The following is a 15,946-nucleotide window of genomic DNA, read 5'->3' as shown; positions in this document are numbered from 1 at the left end:
AATCCTCTCCTCTATTAATTATATTAATATTTCAGTCTTCCGTATTGATAAGGAACCCCCATATTCTCACGCAGTGTTTTTCCTTCATACTCATTGTGGAACAAACCGCGGTCCTGCAAAATTGGGACAACCAGGTCCACAAAATCAGCCACTCCATCATAGGCTATATCCGGAACAACCGAGAAACCGTCACATGCACCGGCCAAAAACCATTCTTCCAAGAAGTCAGCAACTTGTACGGGGGTGCCTGCCACTACTGGATGATAGTTAATGACCCCATGGGCAAGAACATCTCGAATGGATAGCCCTTGTTTCAGCTTCTTTAAAGCTATGTGGGATCGTGGATCCATAGGGTTGGCATATGCCTGTTTCAACATGTCAGCTGATAAAGGTTGATCAATATCTACCGAGTGCACCGATAGTGGTAAGCCAACCATGGAACCAAGGTATCTTACCCTGCCTGGAATCTCCTCAGGATTAAAACTCATAAGCTGTCTTCTTCGTTCCAAAGCTTCTTCTTCTGTTGAGGCTAGGGAAAACATAAAACCTGCATACATCTTAATGTCATCAGGATTTCTGCCAAAACGGGCAGCACTTTGTCGAACCGCTTGCCTATGTTCACGAGCAGATTCAATATCATAAGGATTTGCATAAACACCAGAAGCGTATCTCCCGGCCAATTCCAAACCTAATTCCCCTCCACCTGCCTGGAAAATAACTGGCTGACCTTGCTCAGAAGGAGGGATTGGCAAAGGACCACGAGACGCATAATACTGCCCTTGAAGATTTATAGGCTGAATTTTATCCATGTCGGCAAATTTTCCGCCTTCTACATCTAACGTCCAAGCGTCTTCTTCCCAACTTCCCCATAATGTTTGGACAATTTGAATGGATTCATGAGCCATTTCATAGCGTTCTTTGCGACTGGCAATCTGAGCACCAAAATTTGCTGCAGCTAATGGATCAGATGTAGTGACCGCATTCCACCCTACACGCCCACGACTTATAACATCCAGTGCTTTGAACTGACGTGCTATGTTATATGGATAATTGAATGTCGTTGAGAAGGTAGCAACAAGCCCAATATGTTTCGTTTCTCTGGCTACAGCCATTAGTGCTAACATAGGGTCCATAGGGAACATTGGAGTCTGGGGACCTAAGTCGTTGGATAATGCAGGAGTATCCGCAATGAAAATCATTTGAAATTTTCCTTTTTCAGCTAATTTAGCCCGCTCCACATAACTATCCATATTTGTGTAAGCTGCTGGGTCGGTGCCAGGCATTCTCCAAGCGCTGAATTCGGCTCCGTATCCCGAAACCATTTGTAGTGCTAGTTGCATCTCTTTTCTTTTCATATCTCTCTTCTCCTTAATTTTAAATAAGCTTCAAATAACCAAAAGAGCCTGAAGCATTTTAATTCCAACCATATTTCAGCACATCGGTGAAAAACAAAATGATACTTAGCTTACTAAATAATTTGCTGGTGATTTCCCATCAACGACAGTTTTTCTTTTGATTTCCTTACTAAATTGTCGAGCATGATACTCATATCCCCGGAATTGAGTATAAACTTTGTTAAATAGTAAATAAACGATATAGAAGTTTAATATTTAGGCTGCTAAATAATCATTTAGCCTACTAAACATTTACATAGAGAAAACTTAGAACAAGTTTCTCTCCATCCGCTTCATAAGTTCCCTTAAGATTAAGCGTTCTTCCGGTAAGATTGAATGGAGTAATTTTTCTTGCTGCTGTTTCCATTTGAAATCAACCGGTTTCTCTAATTCTTTGCCTTTGTCTGTTAGATAAATTCGCATAACTCTTGCATCTTGTTCATCACGTTTACGGTATATGAACCCATTTAGCTCCAGCGTTTTAACCATGTTTGTTACCGTAGGCGGTTCGCATTTTAAATGTTCACATAGTTGCATTTGTGTTATTCCATCACCTATCCACAACCGAGCGAGTAGTTTATCCTGGCCTACATGAAGATTAAGTTCTCTTAGACTTTCGCTATAATCTCGACGCATTTGGGATGAAACTTTATCTAACGACTCACGAATATCGCATCCAACCTTATCGTTCATAGGTATGCCTCCACTACTAACATGTATTTAGCGTGCTAACTATAACATGGTGAAAATTTAGTGTCAATTTATCTTAAGGGACCTCCTCACATTTTATCGGATTGAATTTATCTAGAACCGAGGGCAAAAGTATGGATTAACTCATAAGATGGAAGCCTGGATTCACATCAGCGTTTCATACTGAAATGTCAGATTCTGTTTATTACAACGTTTGCCTATCAACTTGTTGCATTGAGTAATTTTGTTACAGACAATAGCATAAAACCAATTCTCTTTTTTTAAAAGAGGGCAATAAAAATTGCCGTAGTACATTTTTTTGTACTTATAGCTTGGTTAGTGTAAAAAAGCTGCCACAATGACAGCTTAGGATTTTTACTTCTTCCTCCGTTACTTTAATACATTTCTTCACAAACTTTTACCGTAAAAAAAACTGCCGTTAGAACGATCTCTCCTCCCACAACTATTACTTATTCACCATTTAGTTATGGAATTTTGGGGTAAATGTTAAACGAATGTGAGCGCTTTGGTTAGTCTACCTTCTCCCCAAACTTCTTCCCGAACTCTTCCATCAAATCAATTATAGGAATGAATTCTTTCCCTTTTGAGGTTAATGAATAACCTACTCGAGGAGGAACCTCTGGATAAACTTTGCGATTTATTAAGCCATCTCTTTCCAGTTCTCGAAGTTGCTTTGTAAGAGAACCTTGTGACACTTATATCAATCTTCCCTTGATCATACTTGTGTTGAGATGGAAGCCTATTTTTAAAATCATCTTCTTTTAATGGTCTTATTACTAATCTTTTCGTTTTCCGTTTCTGAAATGCAGTCAAAATTGTTCAAATAAAACAACCTTTCTATTTAGGTCTTTTCTTAACTCTTAATATCTCTCCATTTCAAAGAAAATCCAATTATTAACTATTCGCCTTAACAGTAATAATCCCTTTTTGCTACGTATTCAATCTTCAACTAACCTGCCCCGATAGTTGCATAAGAAAAAGCTGCCTTAAAGACAGCTCTGATCTTCAGCTAACGCACCCGTTAGTTCATTAAGAATTGCTTCCGACACAATTAGTTAAAATAAACTTTTTACTAAACGAACTATCATTTTTGGAATAAGAGTTAAGAGGTTAAAAATAAATTCATATAAAAGATTGACTCACGAATTTCAATCATTAATCCCTTTGAAAAACCTTCTTTTTTGCCTTTCCTTTTTCATCTTTTTCATCCTCTTTATCTTTTATACATATGGTTGCTTCTATCTTGAAGAAATCCCATAGTTGCAACCAAAATCACTAGAAAGATACCTATACACGCAGTAACTATACCTTCTGTTTTGTCTTTTGCATAAAAACAAATATATGTATTAAAAGAGACAAAAATTAAAAAAATTAATAGCTTTGTAACTACGTGTAATTTTATTTATTGCTCTCACAGGAAATCACATTCCTTAATGGTGAATTACGATATCAAATTAAAATAATTTGAACCTTTAAGAAAATAATAACAATAAAGATTCATAAGTGTAAAATAATCCATTTCCTTATGGAACTAACCTGCCCCGATGGTTCAATAAGAAAAAGAGCTGCCAAAAAGCAACTCTAAAGATAAAACCTCTTTTTTGTAATTAACCAATCGTCTTCAGAACATTTTTAAATTGTACAATATTGTTCTGTTCGCCGTCGTTCATCTTATAAACGAAAACGGTATTAATGACATTATTAAAGCTTAATTTGTAAAAGTGAATGTTTGTATAGTTATATAAATCTATAAGCTTAGTATTCAATACTGCAATGGTATTACTGATTTGCAAAAAATCTTGGATACTGCTGATTGATTTTATTTCCTTTAATTTATATGGTATTTGATTATTCATAAGCCATTCGGTCACAGCTCTTGTATACATACAACCTTTACTCAATACGAGCAATGTAATAGGTGTTTTCCAATCAAAATTGATGATATGGTCCTTACTTGAAATGATCTCGAATGTTTCGGATGCAACGATGTCATAAGTTAAGTCGGGATATTTCTTAATAGGTTCACTAATGAGTGCACAATCCAATTCAGAATTGTGCACTTTTTGGTTTATGGCATTACTGGAATCTACGGAGAAATCCACATCCATTTGAATGTCGTTCTTCATATTCAAAGTATTCGCGATATGGGCACCATAGATTTTCAAGGTTGTATGTGATGTGCCAAAATCCACTTTAGAGTTAGTTTGAATGGCACCAATGTTTTGTAAAAATTCTTCGTACTCTTGTGAAATAAGTTGAAGATAGTTTTTATACTGTATTCCTACGCTAGTGATTTTCAATCCTTGGGGCGTGCGTTTAAAAACAAGTTTTCCAATTTCCGACTCTATTTTTTTCACTTTAGCCGTAAGGGCGGATTGAGTATAGTTCGTGATTTCTGCAGACTTACTTAAATTTTGACGGTTTAATATTTCAATTTTCAATGCTATTTCTTTGATGTTCATATAGTTGGCACACCCTATAAAAAAAATTTATGAACCCTATCATTTTCCTCCATTTTACGCTTCTGGGCATTCAGAGTAAACTCTAGTTAGTTAATAAGTAAGGGAGACTAAATAATGCTAGAAGCTAAAAATAAGAATTTATCCCACCGAATTATTATTGAACGGTACTTCAAGCATAGGGGGAGAATTTCTTAATGCATAAATATTATAAATGGTTAATCGTATTGGTGGCCACGTTATCCCAAACTGCAGCAACCTTTGTGACATATGGCATGGGACCCATCGCTGCATTTTATCAAATTGAATGGAATTTAACACCTCTTCAAACAGGCTTCATTGTTTCAGCGGTCAATATTGGTCCGATGTTTTCAATGCTGGCATTCGGTTACTTGATGGATAAAAAAGGGGAAAAACACATTATCGGGTGGGGGACCATTTTATTGGGCCTCTCAGCTTTAACGCTAGTTTTTGTTAATGATTATATTGTATTGCTGCTTTTATTATTGTTGGTCGGTATCTGGTACGGAAGTGCTCAAACCGGTGGAAGCACGGCCATCGTAAAATGGTTTCCAAACGAACATAGAGGTCTGGCTCTAGGGATAAGACAGACGGGAATACCGCTTGGAGGATCTCTAGCCTCTGTAGTTTTATCCTATACATATTATCATTTCAATTTGTCATCAGTACATATAGTACAAGGGATCGTAGCAATAATGGGAGGGCTGCTCTTCCTAATATTATATAACGAACCAGAAAGAACGGGTAAAACGGGATCAACCTCGGTCGGGTTCAAGGAGAAAATGAGTGTCATCAAGAATAATAAAGAGTTATATCCGATGTATATAGTGGGTGTTGTGATGATGTCATTACAGATGATTATCATTGGGCATTTTATGAGTTATTTGCATAACGAAGGGGGCTATGCATTAACAGAGGCAGGAAAATATTTAAGCGTCGTTTTAATAGGTGGTATGGTTGGACGGGTAGTCATCGCATGGGCGAGTGATCAATTCTTTGAAGGTAAAAGGGAAAGATTATTGCTTATTGTTATGGCTGTTACCGTAATTCTTACAGTGATGCTGCCACTCATCCTGACTGTTGAAATGGAAATCTTGATGCTATTATTTTGTTTTCTTTTGGGTTTTGTAGCCATTGGTTGGTATTCCATTTTTATTGCTTGTATCACAGAGCAATCGGATTCACGTTTTATAGGTTTAACGGTGAGTTCAGCATTGACATTAAATCAATTATTCATTGTCATAGCACCCTCTTTATTCGGTTTAGTCGTTAATCTATTGAACAGTTATCAACATGCCCTATATTTGGCAGGAATATCTGTAGCTTTGGGAGCGATTAATTTATACAGAGTAAAAATAAAAAAAAGAATGGATCATGGGATCACCACAAAGTTTGATCAAATTAATACAAACAACCTTGATAAATGAATAAATAAAAAGGGCATGTCTTGAAAAAAGATTAATCAAAACATGCCCTTATACTATTTAATTGGATTATTGTTTTATAAAAGAGATTGATCACTTTTGTGTTCCTTAATCAACTAACGCACCCGTTAGTTTATTAAGCAACACTTCGAAAATACCGGATTATCGTAGCATACTCTCCATTTTGTCCTTCACTAGCACCCATTCTTGGTCGATTATACTGTAAAAAACAGAGTCTCTTAGATAACCGTCAGGCATAACCACATGATTCCGAAGCACGCCTTCTTTTACAGCACCCAGCCGTTCCATTGCCTGCTGAGACCGCACATTTCGACTATCTGTTTTCAATTGGACACGAATAGTACATAGTGTCTCAAAGCAGTGTTTCAAAAGAAGATACTTACATTCCGTATTTATTCTAGTTCGCCAAACAGTTGGAGACAGCCATGTCCAACCAATTTCCAAGTTACGGTTTGGTATGGATATATTAAGAAAACGAGTGCTTCCCACAATTTTCCCTGAATCCTTATCGAAGATAACAAAAGGAAATTCGCTTCCTTGCTCTCTCGCTAGAAGTGCTCCATTCACAAGGTACTTCATATCTTCAATCGATTGAACCTTCATTGGCATGTATGCCCATATATCTGGATTGTTTCCCGCATCAAATAATTCCTGTACGTGATATTCCTCCATAGGTTGTATCTTTACTCTATCTCCTATTAATACTACTGGTGTTATCTCCATAATTCTTCTCTCCTTTTCTTCTTTTGTAGAACTATATAAACGAACTGTCCTGTATTCAAGTGCCAGTTGTTTATTTTTTATAAGGATCAGATAAGAGATAGAGGTTAAGCAACTCTTCTTCCACTAATGTACGAAGACACAAAGATAAGTATTTGGGGACATGAATTTGAGTACATAGAGTTATTAATCCACTCAAAACCGCACCAATTCAATCACTAAACTGTTTTGAGATACAAAATCGAGTACATTATAAACAATACAGTCATAAAAATTTATCTGTAAACACAAAGGGGAAGGCAATATCTATACCCTCCCCTTTTTCGAACAACATATATTTTTAATCTTCTTGATTATTTTTGTGATCAATCAACTAAAGCACCAGTTAATTTAAGTACATTCCTTCACATTCTAATATTCCGGCTTTTTTTATAAACAATAAAAGCCTTGGAAAATACCCAAGGACTTTTGTGTTTTATTTGTTAAAAATTTCCCTTTACTCAGAAACTTTTATTACAATTTTACCAAATGCCCCTTTATACAGGTGTTTATACGCATCAAGGGCTTCATCAAATGAGTACACCGTATCAATGACAGGTCTAATATCAAGCTCATCAAAAGCTCTAATCATATCCTCAAAAGCTCTACGATGTCCTACGTTAATCCCCTGGATATGAGCTTGTTTTACTAATAATGAGAATACATTCACTTCTGCCATCATACTTTCCAAGAAACCAATAATATAAATATGACCTTGAAGAGCAAGAGCTTCAATTGAACGGTTAATACTTTGACCACCAACTACTTCTAGAATATGGTTTACACCTTTACCTTCAGTAATTTTTAATACTTCTTTTTCCCAATCTGGAGACTCTGCATAGTTTATAACCTCTTTTGCACCCAGTGCTTTTACTCTTTCTAATTTTTCGTTGCTGCTGCTTGTTGCAATAACTTTTGCTCCTAGTGCTGAAGCAATTTGAACAGCGTATACTGAAACTCCTCCAGTTCCTTGTACAAGCACCGTATCTCCTGCTTTTATTTTTCCATATTCAACCAACGAAAACCAAACAGTAAATGCAGCGATAGGAAGTGTTGAAGCTTCCTCATCAGTCAAGGTAGCTGGTGTCATTACAGTTGCGTCCTCATTAAGCAGCATGTATTCTGCTAACCCGCCATTTTTTGGCCCTCCTAAAGCATGAGCACCATCATCTTTATTTGGAGTTCCATCCTTCCATTTAGTAAACATATGAGAAGTTACACGGTCGCCTTTTTTAAACTTTGTTACCTCTGAACCTACTTTTACTACTTCCCCAGATGCATCCGATACAGGTACGAATGGTTGTGTCATTAGATGCGGCAAATAAACCCCATCAACAATTGCTTTATCACGAAAGTTAAGTGAAACAGCCTTTACACGAACAAGAAGTTGTTTCGGTCCAGGTTCTGGTGTAGGTAAATCCACCAATTTTAAATTTTCTAATCCAACGCCTTGTCTTTGCCATGCTTTCATGAGCTCAAATCCTCTCTTCACATATAATTTTATTTGTTAACAAGGAAATTATCCTAATTCACACCTTTCAAATGCACATATTAAGAATTGTCGATATGTTTTGATAAAAAATATATAAACATATTAAGAATTGTCGATATATTAGATGGTAAAAACAACTAAATTCTTATCGAATTTAGTTGTTCTTACAGGTATGTTTGAATGTATAAACCAAGATTTTTTATGGCTTCCTCATCCCTTTTATAGTAAGTCCATTTACCAATTCTTGTTGCCTTTATTAAACCAGCTCTTTGTAACGTTGATAGGTATTGGGAAGCAGTAGATTGTGTCATGTTTAACTTTTCTGTTATTTGACTAACACACACACCAACTTCTATCAAATCAATTCCATCTTGTGGTCCAAAATGAGCAGTAGGGTCTTTAAGCCATTCTAAAATCTGTAATCGAGCCTCATTTGAAAGTGATTTAAAGATATTTACCTTGTCCATACACACATTATAAATCGATAAAGTTCGATTTGTCAATTCAATTGAATTTTATAACTAAAAGCTTTTTTGTAAACTTATTTCTTCTTCAACTAACCTGCCCCTTTAGTTCATTAAGAAAAGGAGCTGCTAATCAGCTCCTTGCATTGCAATAATAACCATTACTGTACTTTCATTATAATTTACGGTTTCATTATTTCCCTAACTTTCTCAGGTATCATAACAACCTCCGTATTTAGGTCAACAGGTCTAAAACTTGAGTCTATACATTCCTCCCAATATTCTAAATGCTTTTTATCAATCCAATGTTTTGATTCTTCTACATTTTGACCACCTTCTCCTTGTACTGAGTACCAATATAAATACTCATTCCCATCAAGTTTCTCTCTAAATATGGTTTCAACATACATCCTTTCACCTTCTAAAGTAATAAGTACATCCTTCATATTGTCGTTTAAAAATTTCAACCATTCATCTACTATTTCTGATTTACCTTCATTTACTCTAAACCTTGTTAATTCTACATTCATAATATTCCACCTTAATTTTTAATCCAGTATTCTTTGCAATCCTTAATTCTTCTTCAATTAAACAGCCACTCTAGTTACATAAGAAAAAGTGTCTTAAAGATAGCTCCGATCTTCAAAGACAGCTCTGATCTTCAGTTAACGCAACCGTTAGGTCAATAACAAAGCTTACCACTATGGTTGATGAGGTGTATTTTTATTTTTGCCTACTTGCTAAATTCAGCAAGTAAAATATTTTTAAAAGGATTAGGACTGTTATCCCTACCCAAACTGTTCAAACTGACCACCAACGTATGCTTGCCTCCAAGTGTACCTCCAGCAATAGTAGAAAACCCTAGAATGCCACCTGTGTGTCCCCATATCGAGACACCGTTTGGAAGCTTAGTTTCAAATATTCCAAGGCCATATCCATCAATTCCTGCTCTTCCTGTAGGAACTGTAGTAAGCATTTGTTTTAGTTGCTGTTCCTTCAGTAATTTGCCACCAAGCAAGGAAGAGAAGAATTTATTTAAGTCGTCAGCAGTAGAAATCATATCTCCAGCCGAGCTACCTGCACTTGGGTTATAATAGGTAACGTCTTTTATCTCACTTGCTTCGTCTGGTTGGGAATATCCCCGAGCGTGCTTGGTGCCTGGAATAACGCTTGAATTTCCAGGCAGGAATGTCTCCGACAATTCAAGCGGTTCAATAATCCGATTTTCAATCTCTTCCGCGTAGCTGTTTCCGGTTACTTTTTCAATAAGAATACCCAGTAATACGTATCCTGTGTTTGAATAGGACCAGCCCTTTCCTGGGTCAAAGTCTGGGGGCAGTGAAATCCCCATCTTCACTAGTTCTTCAGCCGTATACGATTTTTTTGTATCCATAAAATCAGCGTCTTTTGACCTTGAGTATTCAGCGATACCACTTGTATGGTTCAATATCTGCCGGATGGTAATCTGTTTATCATTATATCCGTTTCCTTGAATGACACCAGGCAACCATTTTTCGATGGAGTCGTCTAGACTCAAGCGGTTCTCTCCAGCTAATTGAAGTACAACCGTTGCGGTGAACGTCTTCGTCACGCTGCCAATGCGAAAACGAAAATCTGTTTTCATTGGTTTCTTGGTGCTCAGATTCGCTACCCCAGCGGCATGACCCCACGTTTTTCCATCCTCGGAAGTTTTAGCAAGTATCCCTGGGAATCCAAGTTGCAATGTATCCCGCATTGCTTGCTTGACGGAATTATGACCTCGTTGAGTGCTTGTTTGTAACGGACTAGATACATTTTGAGTAGGCTCTACTTTTGCAATTGAGGGTGGTGATGTGTATAGCAGGGAACTTCCCGTTATTAATAGGGCCAGACTTGCAAACGTAATTTGACTACGTATTTTCATAAGGCATTCCTCTCTTTCTATTAATATTGTATGGGTGTTTGCTTGTTGATCCATATTAATCACACAGCTATACTTTGCATAAACTGTCTATCCTCGTCTTGATACTCATCATTCTCATATTGGTTTTCAATGTGCTTTTTTATAAGGAATTGTTCCATTTCTTTTACATATGATTAAAGTTATAACTAATTTTACCATAAAATCCAATAAATAGATTTAAATATCATTTTTCTATTCTCATGGTTCAGTATTTATTGCATAGTTCGAATACAATATGCTTGATGAACTATCCTGCCCCGATAGTTTATTAAGAACAAAATAAAAAGGACCCTTGGTCCCTTAAAAATACTTTCTATACAAGTCTCTCCGCATTGCACCACTTGGATATGCATAAATTTTTGTGGTTTCCTTTCATGACCCATTAAAATTTTGATTCACTTCTATAGGCGCTCCATTATTCAATAAATTTGTGGCATAACTATGTCTAAGCTGGTGGGGATGAATGCTCTTTTTAATGTCCGTTCTCTTTGCTACCAGTTTTATAATGGTCCACGCTTGAGAAATACTCATTCGATGGGGTGACACGATACATCAGTTTAGAACACACCTGTTCCTCTCAATCTATACCGTATTAATAGTCAGTAGAGTCAAAAGAATAACTATTATACTAGAGTTTTCATTAAACAGTAACACCTGTTAGTTAAAGAAGAAAAAGCTGTCTTAAGACAGCTCCGATCTTCAGCTAACGCACCCGTTAGTTCAACAACGTATGATATTTATGATGTCAATTTCAAACCCACTACTGCTACTAAAATTGCCCCTATAAATAAAATTCGTTTCCAATCTTTTGATTCTCCATAAAACAACATTCCAATAATTACTCCTCCCACAGTTCCAATCCCTGTCCATACCGCATAGGAGATTCCCATAGGGAGAGTTTTCATAGCTAAACTTAGAAAACCAAAACTAATTATAAATCCCATAAATAATACTATATACGACTGTAAGTTTTTATCTTTAACAACTTTATTCATACCCGTAACCCCAACCACTTCAAAAGCTCCAGCCAAGACAAGATATAACCAAGCCATTTATACTGCACCTTCTTTCTTGCTTGATTCAGTTGTGACAAGTTTTAATCCTACTACACCAGACAGAAGGAGGAGAATAAACAATATTTTTGTCCAACTGAAAGGTTCTCCAAAAACCACCATTTCCACCAAGACTGTTCCCGCAGTTCCTATTCCTGTAAAGACAGCATAGACAGTAGCAACGGGTAGTTTTTTTGTAGCTTTCATCAAAACAACAAAGGATATATAGATAAGAAAAAATGTGCCCGCCCAAGAAATCAAATTATTTGAATACTTCAATCCCATTGCCCACAATATCTCAATAATACCGGCATAAATAACATTAGCCCAATTTCGATTCATAAAATTCCCTCCAAGATCACTAATCATTAGAAAGTCCACGCAAATGCAAATACCAAGCAATAATACCGGCAATAATAATATATGCCCACTTTCGATTCATTAAATTCCCTCCAATCCCATTTCCTAAAATCGCTCTGACGTCATTTCACCAAGCTAACGAACGTTCGTAAGGTAAATTTAACATTAACTTTTTCTCTAGTCAATTTTATTTTTCTTAATAAATTCAACAATTGTTATGCAACTAACCTGCCCCGTTAGTGCCCTAAGAAACAAACCGCTGATACAATACACATGGGTTTGTTTTTTTAGCTTCTTCCTGAAATTACAATATTGTTAACTAGTTTTGTATGGAGTATTCAATAAAATATTAATAAGGTAAGAATTCATTTATGGATTTATGTGGTAAAATACAACAAATAAAGAAAGGGTATTGTGCATTTTCATTTGTTGAAATTGGACATCCCTTATAAAAAGGAGAAAATTAGATGTCTAAAAAAATATTAATTACTTTTTTATTAATGTTATTGATACTATCAGCTTGTGGCTCCAAAACACAAAATTCTACTACTGAGAGTGTTAATTCACAAGCTGAAACAGTTAAGAACGACGATAAAATATTTTTGAGCAAACATATTGATGATACAGGTGTTAAGGCGGCAATTAAACTAGGACATGGCCAAGTTCTTGATCAAACATTTTATGATAAAAAACATGACATAACAGTGCATTTTAACAGGGTGTTGACGGATGAAAAGGAAACAAAACTGTTACTGACCTATCAAAGTGAAAAAACAAATTTAAAAAAACATTATATCGACCTTTTTGAGGGTGTAAGTTCAATCTACTTGATTGTTGGAGATGAACGAAAGAAGTTAGACAATGTGGGATGGGGAAGTAATTATTACGATAGTAAAGAAAACAAGATGGCTGAAGCCTTATCCTTTGAATCAATCAAAAAATATGATGGCCAAGACATTCGTTTAGAAATCGAAAATTTGACAATTTGGAATGACAGTGGGAGGGACAGTGTACAAACGACATGGCCACTCGATTTTAAACTCGATCAATCTGCTGTCTCAAAAAGAGAAGCCGTAGAAATAAATAAAGAATTCACGTTTGAAAACGAAACATACAAGATTAAGCAGATAGAGTTTTCAGCATTTGAAACAAGAGTAGTTGTTACTGGATCTGACACAAAACTCCTAAAAGATGAAAGTGGAATGCAATACAGAGTAATGAGCAAATTAGAAGATAAATTTCTTAATGCAAGGAAAGTTGATAAAGAATACGGTTATATCGTTGATGATAAAAAATCTGGTGTATTCTTGAAATCTGCTGGTGAAAAAGTTGATCCAGTTTTTAGTAAGGGTGAAGTAGAGGGCGCAGAGGACGAATATATTTTGATTTTTGCTCCGGTTAAGGATCGCAAAGATAGTATTCTTGAAGTTGGTGATGATATTAAAATACCATTAACTAAATAGGCACCGAGAAAGGGTCTTCGATTTGAAGATCCTTTTTTTCAATGCTTATGTTAACCATTCTCTTACATGTAAGATTACTGTATTACTCCAATTTGTACAGTTAGTAGACGCTTAAAATCACCCTTTAAATAATTTTAAAGTTTAAAAAACACGATTAGCTATTTGCTAGTCATCTCTTTCACTTTAGCGTAAATAGTGGAACGTGGAACGCCAGTCATTTTAGCTATATCATTAAGAAAAAGCTGCCTTAATAACAGCTCCGATCTTCAGCTAACGCACCCGTTAGTTCATTAAGAAACCCTGTATTGAAACAAAGAAAAGAAAGAATGAGACAACAACGCACCCCAAAAATCCTCCTTTTCTATCTTTTTGAAGTTCGACTAATCCTGTTACCAACATAAGTGCCCCCACGATCAACATTAAATACAGCATTACAAAGGTTTCAGTTATTAGCTGATAGGCTGATAAAGCAAGAACAATTATTGCTAAGATAATTCTAACTATTTTCAAGAATATATTTCCCCCTAAAAATCAAGTTCGATACAAATTTTTGTTTAATCATACCATTTAACACCTTTTCATTTGTGTGGAAAATGGAAATTCCTTCGTCAACTAACCTGCCCCGTTAGTGCCATAAGAAAAAGGCTGCCTTGAGACAGCTTCGATCTTAGCTAACGCACGTTGAATGGCTATTCAAGTAATAACTCGGACTTAAATACGATTACAGCATTTCCCGCAATCCTTACTTCCTCTGGTTCCTGATTACAAATTTTCACTTGGACATCAATGATACCCGACCGTTTTATAGCTTCGCCCTGCACTGCTTTAAAACTGAATAAAGAATTATCATGTTTGACAAGTCCATGGTGTATTAAGTATGCGCCTAAAGGACCGTTCGCATTACCCGTAACAGGGTCTTCGTTAATACCAATTGCAGGAGCAAACATTCTTCCATGAATTAAAATTTCCGAGTCGGGAGCATTCATCGTAAAAACATAGAAACCATTGCAATTAATTAATCCACTGACTTTTGTAAGTAGATCCATATTAGGGTTTAATTTGTGAAGAAGTTCCGAACTCCTTATTCCAATCATCACCTTGGAATGCCCGGTAGAAACGATTTGTACTGGACAATCTTCTAATAAATCTTTTTCACTAATATTGAGAGCCGTTAATATGTTTTCCAAAGCTACACCATCAATCACCGTTTCAAAACTAATACTCCCCTGCGTCATTATAATTTTGTAATCATTATCTTCATTAATCACATCGACTGGTAAAATGCCGGCACCGGTTTTATGATAAACTTTAACTGTATTTAAACTATTTTCAACTGCACGAGCATAGTGGGCCGCAATCGTCGCATGTCCACAAATGGGAACCTCATGTGTAGGCGTAAAAAAACGAATATGTACATCAGATTCACTATTGGCTGATTTAAAGATAAATGCCGTTTCCGAATTGTTTAGCTCTCTTGCTATCCTCTGCATCTCACCCGAAGATAAACCATCTGCATTTGTAATTACACCAGCAGGATTACCCGATAATTTTTCTTTCGTAAATGAATCAATTTGATATAATCGGTACTTTCTTGGCATGTCATTTCTCACCCTTTAATATAGTGAATTTCCGGTCCTTTATACTTTCTATAATTCTTATTATATTAAATTACCCCATTAGCTCCACAAGAAAAAGAGTGATTGTCACAGCTCTTTAAAGAACTAACGCACCCGTTAGTTTAAGTGTACTTATTCACAAACTTAGTTGGCTTTGCATAAATAAACCGATTCGTTCATTACAGGAATGCTGCCCCTTTAGTTGAAGAAGAAAAAAGGATTGCCGAGCAATCCATTCTAGCGAAAAGTTCCAATTAGCAGCTAAGTCAACTTCTTATGCATTCGCCTTCCAACTGTTTTGCAGTTTCCTTATATAAATAATTTGACCGATATGATATGCATTATGGGTAGTTGCATTTCCAAGAATTTGCCACCACTTAACTTTTTCAGGAAAACCTATAACATCACTTTCTATTTTTTCATTAGTTAATAACCCTTCCCACTTTAAAAGGACTTCTAATAAGATTTTTTTCAAATCGTTAAAGCACATATATTCAGGACTTAAAAAGCTCCGATTATTATCTCCGATAGAAGATACAGCGTCTACGTTGGATTTTTCGTACCTGGTTTGCCAAGTTTGATTCCAATAAATCAGATGTTGTACAATTTCAGCTATACTGTTACTATCTTTGCTTGGCTTCCATAAAGCCTGTTCTTCCGTCAAATTTTCAACTGATTCTGAAAATGGTTTGTACCAACTAGGGTCATTAGCATTCGCTAAGAACTGGTCAGAAATAATATCTTTTACGTTGGTCATTCTATTCACTC

The 15,946-nt window shown here is 36.0% G+C and carries 15 protein-coding genes and 2 pseudogenes; 2 read left to right on the top strand and 15 right to left on the bottom strand.

Annotation, left to right across the window (positions count from 1 at the left end):
- Positions 1-23: 23 nt before the first annotated feature.
- From A6755_RS05740 to A6755_RS05725, 4 genes and pseudogenes are all read right to left on the bottom strand, one after another.
- The gene (locus tag A6755_RS05740; RefSeq protein ID WP_134402090.1) at positions 24-1,355 is read right to left on the bottom strand and encodes an NtaA/DmoA family FMN-dependent monooxygenase; all 1,332 of its coding nucleotides are present in this window, start codon (positions 1,353-1,355) and stop codon (positions 24-26) included.
- 306 nt (positions 1,356-1,661) lie between these two features.
- Positions 1,662-2,087 carry a MarR family winged helix-turn-helix transcriptional regulator gene (locus A6755_RS05735; protein ID WP_034304466.1) on the bottom strand — a complete coding sequence of 142 codons (426 nt, stop codon included), beginning with the start codon at positions 2,085-2,087 and terminating at the stop codon, positions 1,662-1,664.
- 527 nt (positions 2,088-2,614) lie between these two features.
- Positions 2,615-2,800, bottom strand: a pseudogene (locus tag A6755_RS05730) (winged helix-turn-helix transcriptional regulator); the annotation flags it as partial.
- Positions 2,801-3,712: 912 nt separating this feature from the next.
- Positions 3,713-4,567, bottom strand: coding sequence for a LysR family transcriptional regulator (locus tag A6755_RS05725; protein WP_063590039.1), 855 nt, complete (start codon positions 4,565-4,567; stop codon positions 3,713-3,715).
- A 194-nt stretch (positions 4,568-4,761) separates the two neighbouring features.
- Here A6755_RS05725 and A6755_RS05720 point away from each other — a divergent pair, with 194 nt between their 5' ends.
- The gene (locus A6755_RS05720; protein ID WP_063590038.1) at positions 4,762-6,012 is read left to right on the top strand and encodes an MFS transporter; all 1,251 of its coding nucleotides are present in this window, start codon (positions 4,762-4,764) and stop codon (positions 6,010-6,012) included.
- 159 nt (positions 6,013-6,171) lie between these two features.
- On the opposite strand, the gene A6755_RS05715 is transcribed toward A6755_RS05720, so the two are convergent.
- The 8 genes and pseudogenes from A6755_RS05715 to A6755_RS05685 form a co-directional block, all read right to left on the bottom strand.
- The gene (locus A6755_RS05715; protein ID WP_063590037.1) at positions 6,172-6,753 is read right to left on the bottom strand and encodes a GNAT family N-acetyltransferase; all 582 of its coding nucleotides are present in this window, start codon (positions 6,751-6,753) and stop codon (positions 6,172-6,174) included.
- A 493-nt stretch (positions 6,754-7,246) separates the two neighbouring features.
- Positions 7,247-8,260: a zinc-dependent alcohol dehydrogenase family protein gene (locus A6755_RS05710; protein ID WP_063590036.1), complete on the bottom strand. Its 1,014-nt coding sequence runs from the start codon at positions 8,258-8,260 to the stop codon at positions 7,247-7,249.
- A 185-nt stretch (positions 8,261-8,445) separates the two neighbouring features.
- A complete protein-coding gene (locus A6755_RS05705) occupies positions 8,446-8,748 on the bottom strand; it encodes an ArsR/SmtB family transcription factor (protein WP_063590035.1) in 303 nt (100 codons plus the stop codon).
- A gap of 179 nt (positions 8,749-8,927) precedes the next feature.
- Positions 8,928-9,275 carry a DUF6176 family protein gene (locus A6755_RS05700; RefSeq protein WP_034304489.1) on the bottom strand — a complete coding sequence of 116 codons (348 nt, stop codon included), beginning with the start codon at positions 9,273-9,275 and terminating at the stop codon, positions 8,928-8,930.
- A gap of 203 nt (positions 9,276-9,478) precedes the next feature.
- Positions 9,479-10,648, bottom strand: coding sequence for a serine hydrolase domain-containing protein (locus A6755_RS05695; protein WP_063590034.1), 1,170 nt, complete (start codon positions 10,646-10,648; stop codon positions 9,479-9,481).
- A gap of 339 nt (positions 10,649-10,987) precedes the next feature.
- Positions 10,988-11,221: pseudogene (locus tag A6755_RS25875) on the bottom strand (tyrosine-type recombinase/integrase); the annotation flags it as partial.
- 203 nt (positions 11,222-11,424) lie between these two features.
- Positions 11,425-11,739, bottom strand: coding sequence for a DMT family transporter (locus A6755_RS05690; RefSeq protein WP_063590033.1), 315 nt, complete (start codon positions 11,737-11,739; stop codon positions 11,425-11,427).
- Positions 11,740-12,081, bottom strand: a complete 342-nt coding sequence (locus A6755_RS05685) for a DMT family transporter (protein WP_063590032.1) — start codon at positions 12,079-12,081, stop codon at positions 11,740-11,742.
- A 485-nt stretch (positions 12,082-12,566) separates the two neighbouring features.
- Between A6755_RS05685 and A6755_RS05680 the strand changes: the two genes are divergently transcribed.
- Positions 12,567-13,562, top strand: coding sequence for a hypothetical protein (locus tag A6755_RS05680; protein WP_063590031.1), 996 nt, complete (start codon positions 12,567-12,569; stop codon positions 13,560-13,562).
- 282 nt (positions 13,563-13,844) lie between these two features.
- On the opposite strand, the gene A6755_RS05675 is transcribed toward A6755_RS05680, so the two are convergent.
- From A6755_RS05675 to A6755_RS05665, 3 genes are all read right to left on the bottom strand, one after another.
- Positions 13,845-14,072 carry a DUF3953 domain-containing protein gene (locus tag A6755_RS05675; protein WP_063590030.1) on the bottom strand — a complete coding sequence of 76 codons (228 nt, stop codon included), beginning with the start codon at positions 14,070-14,072 and terminating at the stop codon, positions 13,845-13,847.
- Positions 14,073-14,251: 179 nt separating this feature from the next.
- Entirely contained in the window at positions 14,252-15,160 is a 909-nt protein-coding gene (locus A6755_RS05670; RefSeq protein ID WP_034304505.1) for a PhzF family isomerase, read from the bottom strand.
- A gap of 292 nt (positions 15,161-15,452) precedes the next feature.
- Entirely contained in the window at positions 15,453-15,935 is a 483-nt protein-coding gene (locus tag A6755_RS05665; RefSeq protein ID WP_034304508.1) for a DinB family protein, read from the bottom strand.
- Between the last annotated feature and the right edge of the window lie 11 nt (positions 15,936-15,946).

It is taken from the genome of Peribacillus frigoritolerans, from assembly GCF_001636405.1.
GTDB lineage: Bacteria > Bacillota > Bacilli > Bacillales > DSM-1321 > Peribacillus > Peribacillus frigoritolerans.
The sequence above is the reverse complement of the archived record's forward strand: the minus strand, read 5'-3'. Positions and strand labels throughout refer to the sequence as shown.

What these genes read in the sequence shown, in the direction of transcription:
- A6755_RS05710 (WP_063590036.1), bottom strand. Translation starts at nt 8,260, where the DNA reads ATGAAAGCATGGCAAAGACAAGGCGTTGGATTAGAAAATTTAAAATTG.
- A6755_RS05680 (WP_063590031.1), top strand. Translation starts at nt 12,567, where the DNA reads ATGTCTAAAAAAATATTAATTACTTTTTTATTAATGTTATTGATACTA.
- A6755_RS05735 (WP_034304466.1), bottom strand. Translation starts at nt 2,087, where the DNA reads ATGAACGATAAGGTTGGATGCGATATTCGTGAGTCGTTAGATAAAGTT.
- A6755_RS05740 (WP_134402090.1), bottom strand. Translation starts at nt 1,355, where the DNA reads ATGAAAAGAAAAGAGATGCAACTAGCACTACAAATGGTTTCGGGATAC.
- A6755_RS05720 (WP_063590038.1), top strand. Translation starts at nt 4,762, where the DNA reads ATGCATAAATATTATAAATGGTTAATCGTATTGGTGGCCACGTTATCC.
- A6755_RS05725 (WP_063590039.1), bottom strand. Translation starts at nt 4,567, where the DNA reads ATGAACATCAAAGAAATAGCATTGAAAATTGAAATATTAAACCGTCAA.
- A6755_RS05665 (WP_034304508.1), bottom strand. Translation starts at nt 15,935, where the DNA reads ATGACCAACGTAAAAGATATTATTTCTGACCAGTTCTTAGCGAATGCT.
- A6755_RS05705 (WP_063590035.1), bottom strand. Translation starts at nt 8,748, where the DNA reads ATGGACAAGGTAAATATCTTTAAATCACTTTCAAATGAGGCTCGATTA.
- A6755_RS05715 (WP_063590037.1), bottom strand. Translation starts at nt 6,753, where the DNA reads ATGGAGATAACACCAGTAGTATTAATAGGAGATAGAGTAAAGATACAA.
- A6755_RS05690 (WP_063590033.1), bottom strand. Translation starts at nt 11,739, where the DNA reads ATGGCTTGGTTATATCTTGTCTTGGCTGGAGCTTTTGAAGTGGTTGGG.
- A6755_RS05700 (WP_034304489.1), bottom strand. Translation starts at nt 9,275, where the DNA reads ATGAATGTAGAATTAACAAGGTTTAGAGTAAATGAAGGTAAATCAGAA.
- A6755_RS05670 (WP_034304505.1), bottom strand. Translation starts at nt 15,160, where the DNA reads ATGCCAAGAAAGTACCGATTATATCAAATTGATTCATTTACGAAAGAA.
- A6755_RS05695 (WP_063590034.1), bottom strand. Translation starts at nt 10,648, where the DNA reads ATGAAAATACGTAGTCAAATTACGTTTGCAAGTCTGGCCCTATTAATA.
- A6755_RS05685 (WP_063590032.1), bottom strand. Translation starts at nt 12,081, where the DNA reads ATGAATCGAAATTGGGCTAATGTTATTTATGCCGGTATTATTGAGATA.